We start from the raw sequence: 16,529 nt of genomic DNA, 5'->3' as shown, positions 1-16,529 counted from the left end.
TCAAATGGAAGTTGGAGCCGGCCAGGCGTGGCAACGCGTCGATCGCTGGCTTTGGTTTGCACGCTTCATGAAAAGCCGGTCGCTTGCGAGCACCTTCGTCCAGACCGGCCGGCTGCGTGTGAATGGCGAGCGCATTTCCAAGGCAAGCCGTCTCGTCCGGCCGGGCGACATCCTCACCTTTCCGCTCGGCCCTCATATTCGCGTCGTTAAAATTCTCGATCCCGGCACCCGCCGCGGACCTGCACCCGAGGCGCGGCTCCTCTATGAGGACTTATCCCCGCCCGATGCAACTCCATCCACAATTGCGGACGAGACGCTGACAGCCAGACGCCCTGCAGGCGCTGGCCGGCCAACGAAGAAGGACCGGCGCGACATTGACGCCTGGAAAGGCGAGGGCTAATTCACAATTTTCTGCGTTGTTGAATCGTTCTTCCACATCATGTAGGTAAAATTCAAATGCTGTCGGCCATCAAATCATTTCTGCTGGGGCCCGCCGAGGACCACCGCGACGAGGCGCAGGATCTGCGGATTGCGGTTGTCGCCCTGCTGGTTCGCGCCGCGACATCCGACGCGGATTTCGGCGCGGAGGAGAAGGAGACGATCCAGCGGATCGCAAGCGAGAGCTTCGATCTCCCGCCCGCAGAAATCGACGCCTTGATCGAAGCCGCCTCGACAGAGGAAGCGGAGACGCTCGACCTGCATCGCTGGGTGCAATCCATCAAGCAGGCCTATAGCGAAGAGGAGCGGGTCGCGCTGATCGAGAAAATGTGGGAGGTCGTCTATGCGGATGGCGTTCTTGACGAGTACGAAGCCAACTTGTTGCGGCGCGTCGCGGGCCTGATATACGTTCCCGACCGCCAATCGGGCGAGGCGCGCCAGCGCGTCATGGCCCGGCTTGGAATTACGCCCCGGAAAGACTGAAAGAAGTCCGGGCCCGAACTTAGTGTTGGCGGATTGGCCCGCCGCACCACTGGAGAGTGCGATGACCTATATCGTGACCGAAGCCTGCATCCGCTGCAAATATATGGATTGCGTGGAGGTTTGCCCTGTCGACTGCTTCTACGAGGGCGAGAACATGCTGGTCATCCACCCGGACGAATGCATCGATTGCGGTGTGTGCGAGCCCGAATGCCCTGCCGAGGCGATCAAGCCGGATACCGAACCGGGCCTCGAGAAATGGCTGGAGCTCAACACCGAATACGCCTCCAAATGGCCAAATATTACCATAAAGCGGGAACCGCCCGCCGATGCCGACGAATGGCAGGGCGTGAGCGGCAAGTTCGAGGAGCATTTCAGCCCCGAACCCGGCGAAGGGGATTGACCTCTTCCACCTGCTTTCCAGGTGGCTTGGAACGGGCAAAAGACGCAGAAATCTGCGAGGAAATAGCCCTATCTCACTGTGTTAACTGTCTTATTTGTGCCCCGCCTTCCATCGGCGGGGTTTCTGTGCTATATATGTCGCACTGAGAATTCCCGCGAACAGAAAGCGCACCTGACCGAAAGTTTTATCTGTCGCCCGATGCGCATGGGTTGCCTTCCTTGTTGCCGGTTCTATGCCCCGGATTGTCACGCAAGGCAGGGTTGGTTGCCATTCGATGGGTTCGGTCCTCGTTTGCGACGAATGGGTTTGAAGGCCGGAACCTTGTTTTGGCTTGATCCTTTTGGCGGCCGGATGAACGAACAGGCGAAGGTCAGGCGGGATTTGATAACGCGAAGCCGGTGAGAAAGGTTCTTGTCCTTCTTCCGGCCTTTGAAATTGGGAAAGGCTGGGTACAGGTAGAGACGATGGCGAGCAAAACGACAAAGACCCCCAAGTCCAAATCGGCATCTGCAAAGTCGAAGGCCGCGCCTGCGAAACCGGCAGCGAAGACGCCCGCCAAGGCGGCGCCTGCCAAGACAAAGGCAACGAAATCGGCGCCCAAGACCAAGGCGGCAGCAAAGCCTGCTGCGAAGGCGAAAGCACCGGCCAAGGCGAAGCAAGCCGCTAAACCCGCGGCAAAGGCCGCCGCCAAGCCAAAGGCGAAAGCCGCTCCGGCAAAACCGGCGGCCAAGAGCGCCGCCGAGAAACCCGCCGCAAAGGCGGCTGCCGAAAAGAAACTTGGCACCCGCCCCAGCAATGCCGCAAGCAAGCTGATGGCCGCCGCCAGGAGCCGCGCCGAAAAGGCAAGCAAGGCGACCGCACAGCCGGCACCGGCCAAACAGGCCGTGGCGCCGAAGCCCGCGGCAGCAGCAAAGCCCGAGGCGCCCAAGGCCAAGGCCGAACCGGCGAAACCCGCTGCGCCGAAGCCGAACTTCAAGGCCAAGGAATTCGTGGTCTATCCCGCGCATGGCGTGGGCCAGATTCTCGAAATCCAGGAACAGGAAGTAGCCGGCCACCGGCTGGAACTCTTTGTCATCAATTTCGACAAGGAAAAGATGACGCTGCGCGTTCCCACCAACAAGGCGAATGCTGTCGGCATGCGCAAGCTTTCCGACTCCGGCGTCGTCGACTCCGCGATCGAAACGCTGCGTGGCCGCGCCCGCATCAAGCGCACCATGTGGAGCCGCCGCGCACAGGAATACGAAGCGAAGATCAACTCCGGCGATCTGATCTCCATCGCCGAGGTAGTCCGCGACCTCTATCGTTCCGAGCGTCAGCCGGAACAGTCCTATTCCGAACGTCAGCTCTATGAGGCCGCACTCGACCGCATGGCCCGCGAAGTCGCGGCTGTCGAGCGGATCGGCGAGGATGCAGCCATCGAGCGGGTGGAACAGGCCCTTCAGGGCACGGCCAAGCGCGAAAAATCCGACAAGCCCGACGAGGCAAGCAGCGAAGCGGCATAAGCCGCTCTGTCAGCAGGATACGGAAAGCCCGGCCTCGTGCCGGGCTTTTTCGCTTTTGCGATCAACTAGCGGAAATGAAAGGAACATTTCGCTGTTTCATCGGTTTTTTTGGGAGGACACCGCGAAAGAAAACCGCCGCGTAGCGGTGGTCCGAAACCGGACCCGCAGCGTAGGAAGAGGAGTGAACGGGTGATACACATGGACACTCCAGAGACACAACGAGCCAATCGCAGATTCATGAAGCGGGCCATGACCGTGCCGCTTCTCGACGAAGTGCGCGAATTCGAGCTCGCCAGGCGCTGGAAGCAGGACAGGGACGAACACGCCCTGCATGAACTGACGCGCGCCTATATGCGCCTCGTCATCTCGCTTGCCACACGCTTCCGCAACTACGGCCTTCCCTATGGCGATCTGGTCCAGGAAGGCAATGTCGGCCTGATGCAGGCGGCCGCGCGCTTCGAGCCGGAGCGCGGCGTTCGCTTCTCGACCTATGCGACATGGTGGATCCGCGCAGCGATCCAGGACTACATCCTGCGCAACTGGTCTATCGTGCGCACGGGCACAACGGCGGCGCACAAGTCTCTGTTTTTCAATCTGCGCCGGCTGCGCGCCTTGATCGACAATGGTACACGTCAGAACCTGACGGAGGATGATCGCATCTTCATCGCGGAGCGCCTTGGCGTCGGCACGAAGGATGTCGCCGCGGTCGATGCGCGCCTGATGGCCGGCGACCGCTCGCTCAACGCGCCTGTCAGCGATGCCTCATCGGAGAACATGGCCGAGTGGCAGGATCTCCTCACCTGCGACCGGCCGCTGCCCGACGAAGAAGTGATGGAAGCGCATGACACCGAGAAGCGCACGCAATGGATCGAAAGTGCGCTCGAGACGCTGAGCGAGCGCGAACTGGTGATCATTCGCGAACGGCGCCTGCGCGAAGACGCCGTGACGCTTGAAATGCTGGGCGAAAGGCTCGGCATTTCCAAGGAACGCGTCCGCCAGATTGAACACGCAGCCATGAAGAAGATGCGCGACGCACTTCTTGCGAAGGTGCCCAATCCCGAGGAAGCGGGCCTCCTCGCCTGAGCCTATTCCGTGACGATCTTGTACCGCGCGCCGGCCACCACGCCTTCACCAGCCGATAGGCCGTTCAAAACGCGGAAACGTTCGGCCTGATGATCGGAATAGATCATGCGCCGTGCGAGCGACAGGACGGTATCGCCTTGCCGCGCTGTGATGATCCGCAGACGCAAGGGTTTCACTGCCTTGGCCTCCGTCGCAGAAATCTTCCTGAAGCTCATCACCATTTCCCGAAGCGCAGGTGCATATTTCTGGCCTGCCTGCGGCAATGTGCCCAGAATAAAGCGGCTGACCTGATCCGGCGCGAATTCGATTGCGATAAGCTGCGCATTGTAGTCGCCGATGACGGCCGGTGCGGTCGCAGCCTTCATCCCATTGACGTTGAAGCGCTCGACATTGCCTATCCGAACGCCGCTCGCCCAGCTGTTGGCGAGATAGTCGCCAATCTCCTGTCCGGCCGGCTTGTTCCCCATGTCGAACTTGGCAATCGTGCGATCCGGCCCCTGGATCGAGACTTGCGAAGGCGCATTGACGATGACGAAACCCGGGGGCGCTTCGAATGCAAAACGAAGCTCGGGATGAACGAACCTGTTGTCCCGAACGATGCCCTCTGCCGGATCGTCGCCATAAAGCATGTTGTCGATAGCTGAAAGATAGACATCGCGATTTCGCTCTCCGGCGCTGCGACCGATACCGGAATCACGCGCATGACCCAGGGCAGCCTCGATACGCGCCGGCGTTGCTGGATGACTTGCGAGCCAGCTGGTCTGCGAGTTGCTCTGCGCCGTGTTGCGAAGCTTCGCCTCGAGCAAGTGTTTCGCGTTCATCGAACCAAGAAAATCGGCCGCAGCAAAGGGATCATACCCGGCATTGACGAGATAACGGATACCAAGAAGATCCGCCTCATACTCCTGATCGCGCGAATAGCTAGCGAGCAGTCCCTGGCTGCCAAGCCCGAGAACCTGATTGACGGCACTGCTTCCCACGACCGCACCGAGTACGGCGCCAAGCACCGAAGTGCCGACTGCAGCGGTGTGACGCTGTGCTGAATGCCGCGCAGCCACGTGGCCAATCTCATGGCCAATGACGCTTGCGAGTTCGGCTTCGTCGTTCGCAAGCGACATCAACCCGCGCGTCACATAGACATAGCCGCCGGGCAACGCGAATGCATTGACGACGGGACTGTTGAGCACGGTGACGCGATAGAGACTTTCCGGCTGATTCGTCGCGCGAACGATCCTCGCCGTTACGTCCGTCACATAGGCACCCAGTTTTTCGTCGCTGTAAGCACCACCATAGGCCTTGAGAATTTTGGGATGCGCTGCTGCACCGGCCTTTGCTTCGTCGGTGGGCGACATGATCGGCGTGATCTGACGCGCTCCGGTCGCCGGATTTGTCGTGCAACCAGTAACACCGAGGCAGACCGCCACAATCAGCGCCGCGAATGGCAAGTACTTTCGCAGCATGGTTGGCTGCAGCAAGGTTCCGCAATGCTTCATTGTGACAGCCGGGAATGGCATGTTCGTCAGTCCTGATTCCCTGTGAACTCGATCTGCTCGGGATGAGTTACCACTATCTCCGGCCCGTTGTTCCGCGCAAGCCAGCCGCGCACACGAACCGTCTTCCCGTTCAGCCCTTCCAGCGAACGTGAACGCTCTTCGCCGCCCTGGAACAAGCTAGCCCAATGCCCGTCCTGAAGGAAAATCCTGATGTCGCGCTCGCCCACTGTCACCGTGAAGTCGCTGCGATAATCCTCGCCGAAATTGAGATAGAGGCGGCCGCGAACAAGGGCTGCCGATTGGACGGTGCCTTCCACAATCTCGAACCTGCCGAGAAGCCGGTTGAGGCCGTCGACATCCGCCGCACCCCGAATCGCGTAGAAAGGTTCGGACCAGATGCCTCGCCGAGCCGCGCGCGCCCCGCGCTCCACCTCGAGCAGCAACGCCGCACAGGCGCGATTGTCCTTGAAGGTGTAGACACGCGCGAGACCTTGATCGAGCATTGCCTGCTGAAGCCACACGCGCTGCCCCGCTTGCGGCACGAACACATGCGCAAGGATGCGCCCATGCCGGTCGCCGCGAGCGCCGCCATATCGAAGCTGCGCTGAGGCACCATTGGCGAGTTCCTCAAGCCGGGCCTTTGCCTCATCCGCAAGCGGCCATGCCGTGAAATTGCTTCTGCCCAGCGGTAGTTTCGGTGCCTGAATGCCCTTGAGCCGAACTTCCCTGCCATCGTCGAGCAACAGTGTGTCGCCATCGACGACGCCGGCAATGCGCACTACCTCTCCGGCCTGAAGCGAACAATCGCCGGAGGTAAGAGCCGGAGCTTCAATCGCATCATTTCCGGAAGGCTCGGCGCTCTGACCGATCGCTGCAATAGCAACGAACGAAGGCACACAAAAGACGATGAAAAGCACCCCGGCCAAACGCCAGGGCCGGGAAGCCGCCAGCCGGACAAACCGATCGATCAGGCGGACCCCTCCTCTGGATGTGCTTCCTGTGCGCGCAACGCAATGATTGCCGCCTCCGTGCGATTGCGGACGCCGAGCGCCTGCAGGATCGCATTCACGTGAAGCTTTACCGTGGCAATGGAAATGCCCAGCACTTGCGCGATTTCCTGATTCGATTTGCCCTTGCCGATTTCCTGCAGCACTTCGCGCTGGCGCGGCGTGAGCTTCTGATGGCTTGCGGCAAAAAAGGACTGGGGCGCCTCCGCAAAGCCCTCTGCCTGCGACGTCAGCAGAATGTCGGGCACATAGCGGCCACCCAGTTCGACCAGCCGCAGCGCACTCTCCGCAAGATCGACCGCAACCGTCTTGGGAATGAACCCGGCAATACCAAGATCCATGACATGCCGCACAAAACCCGGCGACACACGATCGCTGAATACGACGATCCGGGCGCTCGTCCGCGAGGCGAATTCGGCGAATGCATCAATCTCGGAGGGCGATGACGGGTTGCCTATATCGGCGAGGATCAGGGAAAAATCATCGGCTGAAGGAAGAGCGCCGGCATGAAGCACCGCACCAAGCACGATATCGGAGCCGGGATAAATCCGGTTCGCAATGGACGAAAGTCCCGCGCAGAATATCGGCTGATGCCCCGTGACCAGGATGCGCATTCAATTGCCCTCCCGGCGCGCCGAATGACTTGCCACGCGACCAACGCCGCGCATTCCACAATTCAAGCGTGCGGAAGGTGCGCCCATACAACCAGAATCAACCTTAAAGAGTATAGGTACATATTTAGGCGTAACCGCCACATAAGGCAAAGGATGATAATTGGCGGTTGAACTTCGGATGATTGCGGCTCCCGCTGACCTGACGTAGGTTGCGCGGCGCAAGGCGGTTGCGCAGCTGTTACGCCGCATTGCCGGGAGGCCCCGTAGCTCAGCAGGATAGAGCATCAGATTCCTAATCTGAGGGTCGCGCGTTCGAATCGCGCCGGGGTCACCACTATTTCCAGCAACAAGCACATGCAGGCCTGCCGAAGCAGGCTTCGAAAACGCTGGATACTTGCCAGAATGGATCGAGGGGCGCTTTTCAGGGATCGGCATCGATTGGCGCAACGCGGCCTCCACTGATATAACTTTGTTGGTATTCGCCAGGCAAAAGATACAAAGATATCTTTGCATAATTAAACAAGATTTCTTGGCATTCAGGCGTAATCTTTTTGGTCAGGCCATTGCTCCCAAAAGACCCAGCCAAATCAAAGGCTCTTGGCAACAGCCGGAAATCCGCGCACGCCTTTTGCCCCTGGAGAGGCGAATGAGCGTTTCAGCGCGCCTTGGCGGCATACGCAAGTTTCTTGGTCTTTCGCAGAAGAAAATGGGCCGGCGAGTCGGCGTCTCCGGCACTACCTGGCAGAACTACGAACTCGAAAACGCCTCGCCCAATGCCCATGTCCTCGCACATCTCTCGGGCGAAGGCTTCGACATCAACTGGGTTCTGACCGGCGAAGGCACGATGCGGCACGAGGATGCCGCGCCCGGCCGCTCCGCCCCCGGTTTTTCGGAACTCGGTACGCGAGAGATCAGGCGTGGTGAAATCGGCGGGGACGGGCGTCATGTCCTTGTGCCGAAGCTGACGCTCAGGGCGATCGAAGGGGACGACGGACTGCGCATGACCGTCGAGGATCGCACCATGCTCGACACGCTTTCCTTCCGCCGCGATTTCATCAGCCGCGACCTCAAGACGGATGCCGCCGACCTCGTGGCCGTCGAAGCAGCCGACGACGCCATGCTGCCCTCGATAGCGCCCGGAGACCTGCTGCTCGCCGACACCTCCGAGCCCAAATTGCGAGGCAATGGCGTCTATATCTTCGCAAGCGGAGGCGCATTGACGGTCAGGCGGCTGCAGATAAGGCTCGACGGCGGCATTACCGTCTCGAGCGACAATGCCTCCCGATACCCCGCCGAAGAGGTTGAGTCCGGGGCGCTCGGCAAGATAAAGATCCTTGGCCGCGTGATCTGGCGCGGTGGACGCCTCTGATGAAACCGGAAAGCGCGCCGCGATGACCAAAGCCGAAAGCGCCGCCTTCGCCGCCGATGCAAGGCGCATTCTCGTCATCAAGCATGGCGCCTTTGGCGACGTGATTCAGGCGGAGGGCGCGCTGCATGACATTCGCGAAAATCACCCCGATGCCTTCATCGCCATTCTCACCATGCGCCCCTATCGCGCGATGCTGGAGCGCTGCCCGCATCTCGACGAGGTGCTGGTGGACGAGCGCGCGCCGCGCTGGCGGCTTGACCGGATGCTGGCGCTGCGGCGCCGCCTGCGCGATGCCAAGTTCGACATGGTCTATGACCTGCAGAACTCGCCGCGCACTTCGTTCTATTTTCGCTGGATGCTGAAGGATTGCCGATGGTCGGGCACGGCGAAGGGCTGCAGCCACCCGCACCGCGCCCACAACCCGAAAAAAATCCGCACACTCGACAGGCTCGCCGGACAGCTGGCCGATGCAGGGCTCACCCTCCGCCATACGCAGGCGCCGGATGTAACATGGCTGGCCGACGACGTATCAACGCTTCTCGAACAGGCGGGCGTGACGAAGCCCTATATCGTGCTGATTCCCGGCTGCTCGCTGCGCCACCCGCAAAAGCGCTGGCCGCATTATGCGGCGCTTGCCGAAAAGCTGATCGCGTCTGGTCACGAGATCGTGCTGGCCCCGGGCCCGGACGAGGTGAACCTCGCAAGAGCGATCCCCGGCATCTGCATCGAAAAGACGAACTGGACCGCTCTTGCCGGTATTCTGAAACGCGCGCGCTTCGTGATCGGCAACGATACGGGACCTAGCCACCTTGCCGCGCATCTCGGCACACCCGGGCTTGCCCTGTTCGGAACGCACATGCCGGCAGAGCGCACCGGCATCATCCGCGCGCATTTCGGCGCAATCGAAGTGCCGGACCTGACCCACCTGTCCGTCGATCGTGTTTACGATGAAGCAATGCGCCTGATCGGCACTCACTCGAATTCGGTATAGGACTTTTCTTCGACGATAGCGGAGCCTGTCAGGAGATTGATCTCCTTCTTGATCGCCGCGCGCTTGTCGTTCTGCTTGTAGACCGAACGCGCCAGCTCGATGAATTTCGGCCCGAAATCCTTGTCGGCCTCGCATTGGCGGATATCGTCCTCGATCACCCAGAGCGCCTCATTGACGGCCTTGAGATCGCCCTCAAGACGGCGAAGCTCGGCACTGTCCTGAAGATTGGCCTTGCGCGATGCTTCGAGCACCGCAAGTTCATGGCGCACATTGGCGAGCTTCGCCGCATCCGACATGCGCTCCGACTTGATATTCAGAATGGTAATCTTGTCGATGAGCTCGCCCGGACCGACCTCGATCATGACAGGCTTGGCTTCTTTCTGGGACATGATGGCTCCGGCCAATGTGACGAAACCCGCCTGCTATAGCGCAAGGCAAGGCCCCCTGTCATCCGCTGTCGCAAGAATGCGTTAACACCTAGCGGAATAACTGCTTGCGGGCAGCCACCGTCGCGCCGACAATCCGCTGCCGATGCCAAAAGCCGATGCGCCCGGAAACCCCCGGAGGCCGATGTCCCTGATCTCGAGATTGCTGGAAAATCTGCGCGGGAACGACATGCCCGAAGAGCGCCATGCCGCACGCGCGTCCTCGCCGCCGCTCATGGTCGAGATCGGCGGCTATGAGCATCGCGCGCACGACTGGTCGGCCGGCGGCGCCTGTATCGAGGGCTTCGCCGAGGCGATCGCCATCGGCAATATTCTGAGCGGACATCTCTACTGGGCGGGAGACCGGCGCCGGCTGCGCTTTGCGGCGGAAGTGATGCGGCTCGATCCAGGCGGCGCGGTGGCGCTCAGATGGCTCGATCTGCCGCTGGCGATCCAGCAGGAAATGGAAGCGCATATCGGCTGAGCGCCGTTGCGTCAGTTGCACGCCTGTCGCCAGGCGCTAGGCTCTCTCCAAACAAATTCAAAAGAGGGAGGGCTGCCATGAGCTACAAGACACTCATTGTGAAGAAGGAAGGCGCCGTCGACTGGGTGACGCTGAACCGCCCGGACGCGCTGAATGCGATGAACCCTGAACTCGTGGACGAGCTTCAGGATTATTTCGGCAGGCTCTACACGGATCATTCGGTTCGCATCGTCGTGCTGAAAGGCTCGGGCCGCGCCTTCTGCGCCGGGCTCGACCTCAAGGAACGATCGAACCGGCCGGATGCCGACGCGACAAGCGGCAGCCCGCAATCGGGCCTCGTCGCGCAGCGCCGCATCAGCGAAATCGTGATGCGCATGCGCCGCTGCCCGCAGGCGATCATCTCGCTCATTCACGGGCCAGCCTGTGGCGGAGGCTTCGCACTGGCGCTTGCTTCCGATATCCGCATCGCGGGGACGAGCGCGCGCATGAATGCGGCCTTCATCCGCATCGGCCTTTCCGCCTGCGATATCGGCGTAAGCTATTTCCTGCCTCGGCTCGTCGGCGTGTCGGTTGCAAGCGAACTGATGATGACCGGCCGATTCATCAATGCGGAACGCGCCGAGCGCGTCGGCCTCGTCTCCGAAGTGGTAGAGGACGAAAAGCTCGACGACGCGGCTGCGCCTTACATCGATGAGATGCTGACCACATCGCCGCTCGGCCTGCGGCTGACGAAGGAATGCCTCAACATGTCGGTCGATGCTGGAAGCCTGGAAGCGGCCGTGGCGATGGAAGACCGGAACCAGATCCTCTGCGCACAGACAAACGACTTCCGAGAGGGAATTTCCGCCTTCCTCGGCAAGCGGAAGCCTGCCTATACAAATAGCTGACCGGAAATGAAACGGCCGCCCCGGCGAAGGGGCGGCCGCTCATGCATTGAAACCTGCGTAGCCTCAGAAGCCGTAGATCAGCTGTACGCCGATATCATCGACGCTGTCGGTACGGGTGTTGTAATGCGTCCATTCCGTGCGGACCGACCAGTTGCTCGCCAAAGCGAACTCCGCGCCGGCACCGCCGAGCCATGACGTATCGCGGCTCGAACCGAAGTCATTGTAGTTGTGCAGACCGGCCTTGCCGTAGATCGCAACATGCTGCGACAGCGGAAAGGAGACCAGGCCCTCGACGCCGAAGGTTTCGAGATTCTTGCTGACAGGCCCGTTCGAGATCGGCGGCAGATCCGCATAGAAGCCCTGCACGGCCAGATATTCGTTGAGGCGCCAGCCCGCAAGACCACGCCAGCTCCAGTCGTCGTCGCGATCCGACCAGCCCCAGCCGAGACCGCCACCGGCATAAAGGCCGCGCTGATGCAGATCGCCCTGCTGCGCCGAAGCGCCCGTTGCAAAGCCTGCAAGCCCCATCGCAAGGCCGGCAGCGCATATAATTTGAGTCGTCTTTTTCATTTCGTAGCCTCGTTGTCGTAGTTGACGAAGCCCCCAGCAGTTCAACCGGGAAGATGGGTCCGCTGTTGCGCCGTGGCAAGAAAAAGTGGCGCCGTTTTCTTGCCGGATTATCGTCACAATCGCAGAAAGCGTTGCGTCACGGGCACTTTTCGCTCGTGGAAATTATGAGGAGGAGGATGAGATGCATCCTTCCTTCACTATGGTGGTATTCATGCAACAGAATGTGTGAGTGAAAGTGAAGGCTGAAATGCCGGCGCTGCAGCTACTTCTTCCTGCTCATATCGATCAGCGGCATCATGCGGATCGTGGATGTACCTTTGGCGACGATGATGCCTTCGGCATTTTTCAGGTTTCCCTCGACGAACATGGTGGAGCGGCCGCGCCGCTCGATCCAGGCTTCGGCGACGAGACGGCCGGGCGTTGCCGGCGCGAAGAAGGAGACCTTTATTTCGAGCGACATCGGCGTCTGCTCGAATTTCGTGACGCACATGGCAGCCCGCGCCATGGCGGCATCGATCCAGCCCGTGACGAAGCCGCCCTGCACCACGCCACCCGAATGGCACATGCGCATTTCGGCCTCGACCTCTATGGCGGCGCGGCCCTGCTCCGCATCCATATACAGTGTACGGACGATACCGAGGGACTGGCCGAGGCCATCCTTGCCGGCCTCATCATCGAAGCGTTTTTCGGGGGCGGTCGTGTCGGGCATATCGGGTCTCGCCTCAGGTTCCAGTGAATTTGAATGGCCGCAGTCTAGGCATTTTGGCCTTGCGGGGAAGCGTCAAAGCCGGTTCAGATACGGGCCGAATGCGGTTCATGTGCGTACAGCAGGCTGCAGGCCTCGACAGCGAGCATTTCTCGCGGAAAGCTTGTCCCCGGCATCCTGGCATGGCCAGGTATGGCGAAATCGGGGAGCAGAAAGGCGGCGATATGTTTTTCGGGCTTCGCAAGGCGATTTGCATTGTCCTTATCCTTCTTGCCTCGGGCGCATGGCTCACCGCGGACGGCGCCCTGGCGCGGCCTGCCCCGATGAGCGCCGAAGACCATGCGGCCGCGCTCGCCTTCATCGAGGAGACGGGCGCGGCCATGAAAGATGCTGAGACCGCGCTCGATAGCGAGGAAAGCAATGCGGAGGCAGCCGCCCGGCGGGACGATCTTGGGACGCGGCTGGAAACGCTCCGCCGGATGATGACCGATGCGGCACAGCGCGACCGCATCGGTGCGAAGGGAGGAGCCAAGAATCGAAACGTGACGCCGGAGCGCACCCGCGCCCGCGACGTGATTGCCCGGGGCGGTGCGATGGAAGAGCGGCTGCAGGATCTCTGGACGCTCTGGTCGCAGCGCGCGCGGGGCGACGCATCGGGCTGCCTGGGCGCGGCCGGCTATCGCCCATGCTGAACAATGTGACCCAGTTCCACCCGCTGACGGATTTTGCGGACTTGCCGCCGAAACTCGCCGCGCTCAACACCTGGTGGCGGCAGACGCTGGAGGCGAAGGAGGGCGCGCTGCCCGGACGCGCCGATGTGGACCCGGCGGCGCTGCGAAACCTGCTTCCGCATATTGCGCTGGTGGATGTGCTGCGCCACCCGCTCGACTGGCGCTACCGCCTTGTCGGGACGCGGCTGGTGGAAGTGATGGGCGGCGAGCGGACGGGCAAGCGCATGCGCGAACTGCTCTCGCCGCCTGCCATCGAGGGTTCGGTCATGCTGATGACGCGGCTTCTCGATACACGGGCGCCGCTTGCCTTCACCGGCACACTCTACTGGCTGGAGAAGGACTATGTGGGCTTCACCGCCCTCGTGCTGCCGCTGTCGAATCATGGCGCGGAGATCGACATGGGGCTGATGGGGCTCGATTTCGAATTGCCGGTGTGAGAGACGGGCTCAGCGCCGCGCGGCATCTTCCTCGCGCACGAATTCCGCACAGCCGAGGATCTTGTCAACCGCCTCGTCGCCATCGCCAAGCGGAAGCGACACAACTTCGTAATAGACATAGTTACGGTCATGAAAGGCCCAGCTTGCAGACGCGGTGCGCATATAGGCCTGCCCTGTGCTGCAGATGAACCGCAGCGGCGCCACGACGGGCTGCGCCCTGCCGCCGAAAATCTCTTCCGGCGTCTTGCCGACCGGATTGCCGGCATTGAGGAACTCGGCCACATTCGTGCCAGCCACGCGATAGCGGAACTCATCGCCGGGCAGCACATCGAACATGAAAATGTTGGGAAGATGCTGACGCACCGACATTGGATCAAAATCGGCGCGTGAGGGAAAGCGGCGCCCGCCCCGAAGCTTGTTCCAATATTCAAGGACAGCAATCGGACCGGGGGCCCGAAGCCGCGGGCGAATATCAGCCGCGTCTCCCCAGAATTCCGTGCAGGTGGCCGACTCGGGCGGCATAAGCGGGCCCGCCGTCTTTTCTGGTGCCGATGTCTCGGTATTCTCCATCGTTCTGCTCACCTTGCCGACTTGAGACAAGGCTAGGCCGTGGAATTTTAAGAGTGGGTTTATCGAAGTCCTGGAAGCGGGAAGGATTTGGTAAGCATAGCGGTAAGGCGATACCGTCAGATGCGCGCGGCTTCTTCCTCGCCCACAAAGGCCGCGCAGCAGAGAACCTTGTCGACCGCCGCGTCGCTCTCGCCGAGCGGCAGCACGACGACTTCGTAGTAGACATAGTTGCGGTCCTGATAATGCCACTCGGCAGAAGCCTTGTGCATATAGGGCGCGCGCTCGCCCGCGCAGATGCGGATGGGCGCAAGGGCCACTTCCGCCGCCTCGCCGAAAACCTCCTGCGGCGTCTTGCCGGCGGCATTGCCCGCGCCGAAGAATTCGGAGATCACCGTGCCGACCACGCGGTAGCGAAATTCGCCGTCCGGCAGCACATCGATCATGAAGATGTTGGGAAGATATTTCCGCACCGCCATCGGATCGAACTGCGCGCGGGACGGAAAGAGCCGCGCCCCCCGGAGCTTGTCCCAATAATCGAGCACGGCAAGCGGCGCCTCGGCGGTGAGATGCCGGCGCACGGCATCAGCCTCGCCCCAGAACTCGGCGCGCACGGCCGAAGACGGCGGCTGCCGCTGCCCCTTCGCCTCTCCGGGAATGTCGAGATCGATCGCACCCATTGCCCTGCCCGATACCTCCTCCGGGGAGCAATTGTCGCGCGGGCGGGATTAATGGGGGGTTTATGGGGGAGGCGCGGGCAAGTGACGGAAATGCAGCTTTCCCCCCGCCCTCGCGCCACCTAATCTCGTCATGACCCGCTTCAGGCGGGTCATCCACGTCTTTCATTCTCAGGACTTTGCGCTTGAGTATGCCTGCGAAATGATTTGCGCAGGCGGGGCGGTGACAAAGGCCGGGAGCTCGAAGCGGCTTGGCATTTCGCAGCCGCACCTCAATAATATGCTCCGAGGGCAGATCAAGGCCTTCAGCCTCAACATGCTAACCAAACTCGCCTACCGGGCTGAAGATGAAGAGGACAGCTTGAAGGGCCAATCCTTCACAGGAGTCTCCTCTAAAGAATTTCTGAAATTGGATTTAGGATAGCGACATGGCTATTGAGAAGCTGCTTTTTGTCGACGCCAACATATGGCTGGACTTCTATCGCGTGAGGTCGGAAGCAGGCCTTGCCCTTCTCAAGCACCTTGAAGCAGTGTCCAACAAGATTATCGTCACCTATCAACTTGAGATGGAGTTTAAAAAGAACCGGCAGTTCGCAATCAAAGAGGGACTGGACGAACTGAAGTCGCCGCAATCGATGTCACGACCCGGGCTTTTTTCCGATGCTCAAGACGCTAAAGCTCTGCAAAAAAGTCTAAAGGAAGCCGACGCAAGAGTACGAAAGCTAAAAGGCAAGCTTCTAAAGGCGTTGGACAATCCTGCAGCCAACGATCCTGTGTACCAAGCTTGCCAACGCATTTTTCATCAGGAAAGCGATTTGGTACTCACTCGGGACAACCCGGTTCGACGCAGCATACGACGCCAAGCATTTCGGCGATTTCTGATCGGTTGCCCTCCCCGAAAGAAAGGCGATACATCAATCGGAGACGCTATAAATTGGGAATGGATGATTGAATGTGCGGTTAGGCGAAAAGCGGAGTTGGTGATCGTTACTCGTGACACAGATTATGGACTGACGCTTGATGGGAAAGCCTACATCAACGATCACTTGAAGCATGAATTCAGTGATCGAGTTAGCAAGAAACGCAAGATCCTCCTCTACTCGCGCCTCTCTGATGCGTTGAAGCATTTCAAAATCGACGTAACTCCCCAAGAAATACAAGAGGAAGAGAAGGTCGCGAAACGGGCAAATAAAGACACCGCCCGGCTTCCTGATCATGTGATTCAAGAAATTCTAGAGGAGATGAAGCACATAGATTTTGGTACCGGCGCGAAACCGGACGACATATTCGGTTAGCCCCTCGACATCCCGCCCCTTTTCGCCCATATTCCCTCGCGCTTACTTACAAAATTGAAGGCAGCGGGAAGCGGCCCGGGTAAGCGCCTCATGGCTTGCGATTGACGCTGCGGCGGCGGGGGCTTAAGCCCTTTCTCTCGTGACGTCTGGCCCATGCCGGTCCTGCCGGACATCCAGCGAAGACAGGCGTGGATGGCCCCGGACAAGCCGGGCCATGACGGTTGTTGAGTGGCGGTGTCGAAGGCCGCCGGGTGGAGATCGCCGCGAGGTGCATTGGATCCCGGCAACAAGTGCCGGGATGACACCGAGTTTTGAAGACCCGCTCTGCCCCGGAGCAGAGATCGAAGAGCATCGTTTCAAAAGCCCCATC

The 16,529-nt window shown here is 60.5% G+C and carries 22 protein-coding genes and 1 tRNA gene; 14 read left to right on the top strand and 9 right to left on the bottom strand.

Features of this window, described 5'->3' with window-relative positions; all coding sequences use genetic code 11:
• Positions 1 to 4 precede the first annotated feature (4 nt).
• The 3 genes from ACK4FH_RS06650 to fdxA all read left to right on the top strand — a co-directional run bounded on the left by ACK4FH_RS06650 (position 5) and on the right by fdxA (position 1,321).
• Entirely contained in the window at positions 5 to 400 is a 396-nt protein-coding gene (locus tag ACK4FH_RS06650; protein ID WP_409812045.1) for an RNA-binding S4 domain-containing protein, read from the top strand.
• Positions 401 to 456: 56 nt separating this feature from the next.
• A complete protein-coding gene (locus tag ACK4FH_RS06645) occupies positions 457 to 921 on the top strand; it encodes a TerB family tellurite resistance protein (protein WP_409812043.1) in 465 nt (154 codons plus the stop codon).
• A 61-nt stretch (positions 922 to 982) separates the two neighbouring features.
• Positions 983 to 1,321: a ferredoxin FdxA gene (gene fdxA, locus ACK4FH_RS06640; RefSeq protein WP_409812042.1), complete on the top strand. Its 339-nt coding sequence runs from the start codon at positions 983 to 985 to the stop codon at positions 1,319 to 1,321.
• Positions 1,322 to 1,691: 370 nt separating this feature from the next.
• Here the strand turns inward: fdxA and ACK4FH_RS06635 are convergent, their stop codons facing one another.
• Positions 1,692 to 2,171 carry a hypothetical protein gene (locus tag ACK4FH_RS06635; RefSeq protein ID WP_409812040.1) on the bottom strand — a complete coding sequence of 160 codons (480 nt, stop codon included), beginning with the start codon at positions 2,169 to 2,171 and terminating at the stop codon, positions 1,692 to 1,694.
• Between ACK4FH_RS06635 and ACK4FH_RS06630 the strand changes: the two genes are divergently transcribed.
• Both ACK4FH_RS06630 and ACK4FH_RS06625 read left to right on the top strand, forming a co-directional pair.
• Complete coding sequence (locus tag ACK4FH_RS06630; RefSeq protein ID WP_409812038.1) at positions 2,134 to 2,823, top strand: CarD family transcriptional regulator; 690 nt, start codon at positions 2,134 to 2,136, stop codon at positions 2,821 to 2,823. The two genes, ACK4FH_RS06635 and ACK4FH_RS06630, sit on opposite strands and share 38 nt — an antisense overlap.
• Before the next feature lie 198 nt (positions 2,824 to 3,021).
• Positions 3,022 to 3,906, top strand: coding sequence for an RNA polymerase factor sigma-32 (locus ACK4FH_RS06625; RefSeq protein WP_409812036.1), 885 nt, complete (start codon positions 3,022 to 3,024; stop codon positions 3,904 to 3,906).
• Between the two features lie 2 nt (positions 3,907 to 3,908).
• On the opposite strand, the gene ACK4FH_RS06620 is transcribed toward ACK4FH_RS06625, so the two are convergent.
• The 3 genes from ACK4FH_RS06620 to ACK4FH_RS06610 all read right to left on the bottom strand — a co-directional run bounded on the left by ACK4FH_RS06620 (position 3,909) and on the right by ACK4FH_RS06610 (position 7,020).
• The gene (locus tag ACK4FH_RS06620; protein WP_409812035.1) at positions 3,909 to 5,366 is read right to left on the bottom strand and encodes a M48 family metalloprotease; all 1,458 of its coding nucleotides are present in this window, start codon (positions 5,364 to 5,366) and stop codon (positions 3,909 to 3,911) included.
• Positions 5,367 to 5,425: 59 nt separating this feature from the next.
• Entirely contained in the window at positions 5,426 to 6,178 is a 753-nt protein-coding gene (locus tag ACK4FH_RS06615) for a thermonuclease family protein (RefSeq protein ID WP_409812033.1), read from the bottom strand.
• Positions 6,179 to 6,366: 188 nt separating this feature from the next.
• Positions 6,367 to 7,020: a DNA-binding response regulator gene (locus ACK4FH_RS06610; protein WP_409812031.1), complete on the bottom strand. Its 654-nt coding sequence runs from the start codon at positions 7,018 to 7,020 to the stop codon at positions 6,367 to 6,369.
• Between the two features lie 257 nt (positions 7,021 to 7,277).
• On the opposite strand from ACK4FH_RS06610, the gene ACK4FH_RS06605 reads away from it, so the two are divergent.
• The 3 genes from ACK4FH_RS06605 to ACK4FH_RS06595 all read left to right on the top strand — a co-directional run bounded on the left by ACK4FH_RS06605 (position 7,278) and on the right by ACK4FH_RS06595 (position 9,380).
• A tRNA-Arg gene (locus tag ACK4FH_RS06605) sits at positions 7,278 to 7,354 on the top strand.
• 312 nt (positions 7,355 to 7,666) lie between these two features.
• Complete coding sequence (locus ACK4FH_RS06600) at positions 7,667 to 8,389, top strand: S24 family peptidase (RefSeq protein ID WP_409812030.1); 723 nt, start codon at positions 7,667 to 7,669, stop codon at positions 8,387 to 8,389.
• 22 nt (positions 8,390 to 8,411) lie between these two features.
• The gene (locus ACK4FH_RS06595) at positions 8,412 to 9,380 is read left to right on the top strand and encodes a glycosyltransferase family 9 protein (RefSeq protein ID WP_409812029.1); all 969 of its coding nucleotides are present in this window, start codon (positions 8,412 to 8,414) and stop codon (positions 9,378 to 9,380) included.
• Here ACK4FH_RS06595 and ACK4FH_RS06590 read toward each other — a convergent pair.
• On the bottom strand, positions 9,362 to 9,769 hold the full coding sequence (locus tag ACK4FH_RS06590; RefSeq protein WP_409812028.1) for a DUF6165 family protein: 408 nt from the start codon (positions 9,767 to 9,769) through the stop codon (positions 9,362 to 9,364). The genes ACK4FH_RS06595 and ACK4FH_RS06590 overlap by 19 nt on opposite strands.
• 181 nt (positions 9,770 to 9,950) lie before the next feature.
• On the opposite strand from ACK4FH_RS06590, the gene ACK4FH_RS06585 reads away from it, so the two are divergent.
• Together ACK4FH_RS06585 and ACK4FH_RS06580 are read left to right on the top strand one after the other, a co-directional pair.
• Positions 9,951 to 10,289 carry a PilZ domain-containing protein gene (locus tag ACK4FH_RS06585; protein WP_409812026.1) on the top strand — a complete coding sequence of 113 codons (339 nt, stop codon included), beginning with the start codon at positions 9,951 to 9,953 and terminating at the stop codon, positions 10,287 to 10,289.
• Between the two features lie 77 nt (positions 10,290 to 10,366).
• Positions 10,367 to 11,176 carry an enoyl-CoA hydratase/isomerase family protein gene (locus ACK4FH_RS06580; protein WP_409812024.1) on the top strand — a complete coding sequence of 270 codons (810 nt, stop codon included), beginning with the start codon at positions 10,367 to 10,369 and terminating at the stop codon, positions 11,174 to 11,176.
• A 63-nt stretch (positions 11,177 to 11,239) separates the two neighbouring features.
• Here the strand turns inward: ACK4FH_RS06580 and ACK4FH_RS06575 are convergent, their stop codons facing one another.
• Entirely contained in the window at positions 11,240 to 11,746 is a 507-nt protein-coding gene (locus ACK4FH_RS06575) for a porin family protein (protein ID WP_409812023.1), read from the bottom strand.
• A gap of 262 nt (positions 11,747 to 12,008) precedes the next feature.
• On the bottom strand, positions 12,009 to 12,455 hold the full coding sequence (locus ACK4FH_RS06570) for a PaaI family thioesterase (protein WP_409812021.1): 447 nt from the start codon (positions 12,453 to 12,455) through the stop codon (positions 12,009 to 12,011).
• Positions 12,456 to 12,634: 179 nt separating this feature from the next.
• On the opposite strand from ACK4FH_RS06570, the gene ACK4FH_RS06565 reads away from it, so the two are divergent.
• Positions 12,635 to 13,144, top strand: coding sequence for a hypothetical protein (locus ACK4FH_RS06565; protein ID WP_409812020.1), 510 nt, complete (start codon positions 12,635 to 12,637; stop codon positions 13,142 to 13,144).
• Positions 13,138 to 13,620, top strand: a complete 483-nt coding sequence (locus ACK4FH_RS06560; protein WP_409812018.1) for a PAS domain-containing protein — start codon at positions 13,138 to 13,140, stop codon at positions 13,618 to 13,620. Before ACK4FH_RS06565 ends, ACK4FH_RS06560 begins: the two co-directional genes overlap by 7 nt.
• Before the next feature lie 9 nt (positions 13,621 to 13,629).
• On the opposite strand, the gene ACK4FH_RS06555 is transcribed toward ACK4FH_RS06560, so the two are convergent.
• On the bottom strand, positions 13,630 to 14,142 hold the full coding sequence (locus ACK4FH_RS06555) for a PAS domain-containing protein (protein WP_409815186.1): 513 nt from the start codon (positions 14,140 to 14,142) through the stop codon (positions 13,630 to 13,632).
• A 164-nt stretch (positions 14,143 to 14,306) separates the two neighbouring features.
• A complete protein-coding gene (locus ACK4FH_RS06550; RefSeq protein ID WP_409812017.1) occupies positions 14,307 to 14,867 on the bottom strand; it encodes a PAS domain-containing protein in 561 nt (186 codons plus the stop codon).
• Positions 14,868 to 14,997: 130 nt separating this feature from the next.
• Here ACK4FH_RS06550 and ACK4FH_RS06545 point away from each other — a divergent pair, with 130 nt between their 5' ends.
• Together ACK4FH_RS06545 and ACK4FH_RS06540 are read left to right on the top strand one after the other, a co-directional pair.
• Positions 14,998 to 15,288 (top strand): hypothetical protein, encoded by a 291-nt coding sequence (locus ACK4FH_RS06545; protein WP_409812015.1) that lies wholly within the window; start codon positions 14,998 to 15,000, stop codon positions 15,286 to 15,288.
• A gap of 4 nt (positions 15,289 to 15,292) precedes the next feature.
• Positions 15,293 to 16,159 (top strand): PIN domain-containing protein, encoded by an 867-nt coding sequence (locus tag ACK4FH_RS06540; protein ID WP_409812013.1) that lies wholly within the window; start codon positions 15,293 to 15,295, stop codon positions 16,157 to 16,159.
• Positions 16,160 to 16,529 lie beyond the last annotated feature (370 nt).

Origin of the sequence: Parvibaculum sp. (genome assembly GCF_046297875.1) — a bacterium.
Classification (GTDB): domain Bacteria; phylum Pseudomonadota; class Alphaproteobacteria; order Parvibaculales; family Parvibaculaceae; genus Parvibaculum.
The sequence above is the reverse complement of the archived record's forward strand: the minus strand, read 5'-3'. Positions and strand labels throughout refer to the sequence as shown.

Coding starts and splice junctions, on each gene's coding strand:
- ACK4FH_RS06650 (WP_409812045.1), top strand. CDS start 5: ATGGAAGTTGGAGCCGGCCAGGCGTGGCAACGCGTCGATCGCTGGCTT.
- ACK4FH_RS06645 (WP_409812043.1), top strand. CDS start 457: ATGCTGTCGGCCATCAAATCATTTCTGCTGGGGCCCGCCGAGGACCAC.
- fdxA (WP_409812042.1), top strand. CDS start 983: ATGACCTATATCGTGACCGAAGCCTGCATCCGCTGCAAATATATGGAT.
- ACK4FH_RS06630 (WP_409812038.1), top strand. CDS start 2,134: ATGGCCGCCGCCAGGAGCCGCGCCGAAAAGGCAAGCAAGGCGACCGCA.
- ACK4FH_RS06625 (WP_409812036.1), top strand. CDS start 3,022: ATGGACACTCCAGAGACACAACGAGCCAATCGCAGATTCATGAAGCGG.
- ACK4FH_RS06620 (WP_409812035.1), bottom strand. CDS start 5,366: ATGCTGCGAAAGTACTTGCCATTCGCGGCGCTGATTGTGGCGGTCTGC.
- ACK4FH_RS06610 (WP_409812031.1), bottom strand. CDS start 7,020: ATGCGCATCCTGGTCACGGGGCATCAGCCGATATTCTGCGCGGGACTT.
- ACK4FH_RS06600 (WP_409812030.1), top strand. CDS start 7,667: ATGAGCGTTTCAGCGCGCCTTGGCGGCATACGCAAGTTTCTTGGTCTT.
- ACK4FH_RS06595 (WP_409812029.1), top strand. CDS start 8,412: ATGACCAAAGCCGAAAGCGCCGCCTTCGCCGCCGATGCAAGGCGCATT.
- ACK4FH_RS06590 (WP_409812028.1), bottom strand. CDS start 9,769: ATGTCCCAGAAAGAAGCCAAGCCTGTCATGATCGAGGTCGGTCCGGGC.
- ACK4FH_RS06585 (WP_409812026.1), top strand. CDS start 9,951: ATGTCCCTGATCTCGAGATTGCTGGAAAATCTGCGCGGGAACGACATG.
- ACK4FH_RS06580 (WP_409812024.1), top strand. CDS start 10,367: ATGAGCTACAAGACACTCATTGTGAAGAAGGAAGGCGCCGTCGACTGG.
- ACK4FH_RS06575 (WP_409812023.1), bottom strand. CDS start 11,746: ATGAAAAAGACGACTCAAATTATATGCGCTGCCGGCCTTGCGATGGGG.
- ACK4FH_RS06570 (WP_409812021.1), bottom strand. CDS start 12,455: ATGCCCGACACGACCGCCCCCGAAAAACGCTTCGATGATGAGGCCGGC.
- ACK4FH_RS06565 (WP_409812020.1), top strand. CDS start 12,635: ATGGCCAGGTATGGCGAAATCGGGGAGCAGAAAGGCGGCGATATGTTT.
- ACK4FH_RS06560 (WP_409812018.1), top strand. CDS start 13,138: ATGCTGAACAATGTGACCCAGTTCCACCCGCTGACGGATTTTGCGGAC.
- ACK4FH_RS06555 (WP_409815186.1), bottom strand. CDS start 14,142: ATGCCGCCCGAGTCGGCCACCTGCACGGAATTCTGGGGAGACGCGGCT.
- ACK4FH_RS06550 (WP_409812017.1), bottom strand. CDS start 14,867: ATGGGTGCGATCGATCTCGACATTCCCGGAGAGGCGAAGGGGCAGCGG.
- ACK4FH_RS06545 (WP_409812015.1), top strand. CDS start 14,998: ATGACCCGCTTCAGGCGGGTCATCCACGTCTTTCATTCTCAGGACTTT.
- ACK4FH_RS06540 (WP_409812013.1), top strand. CDS start 15,293: ATGGCTATTGAGAAGCTGCTTTTTGTCGACGCCAACATATGGCTGGAC.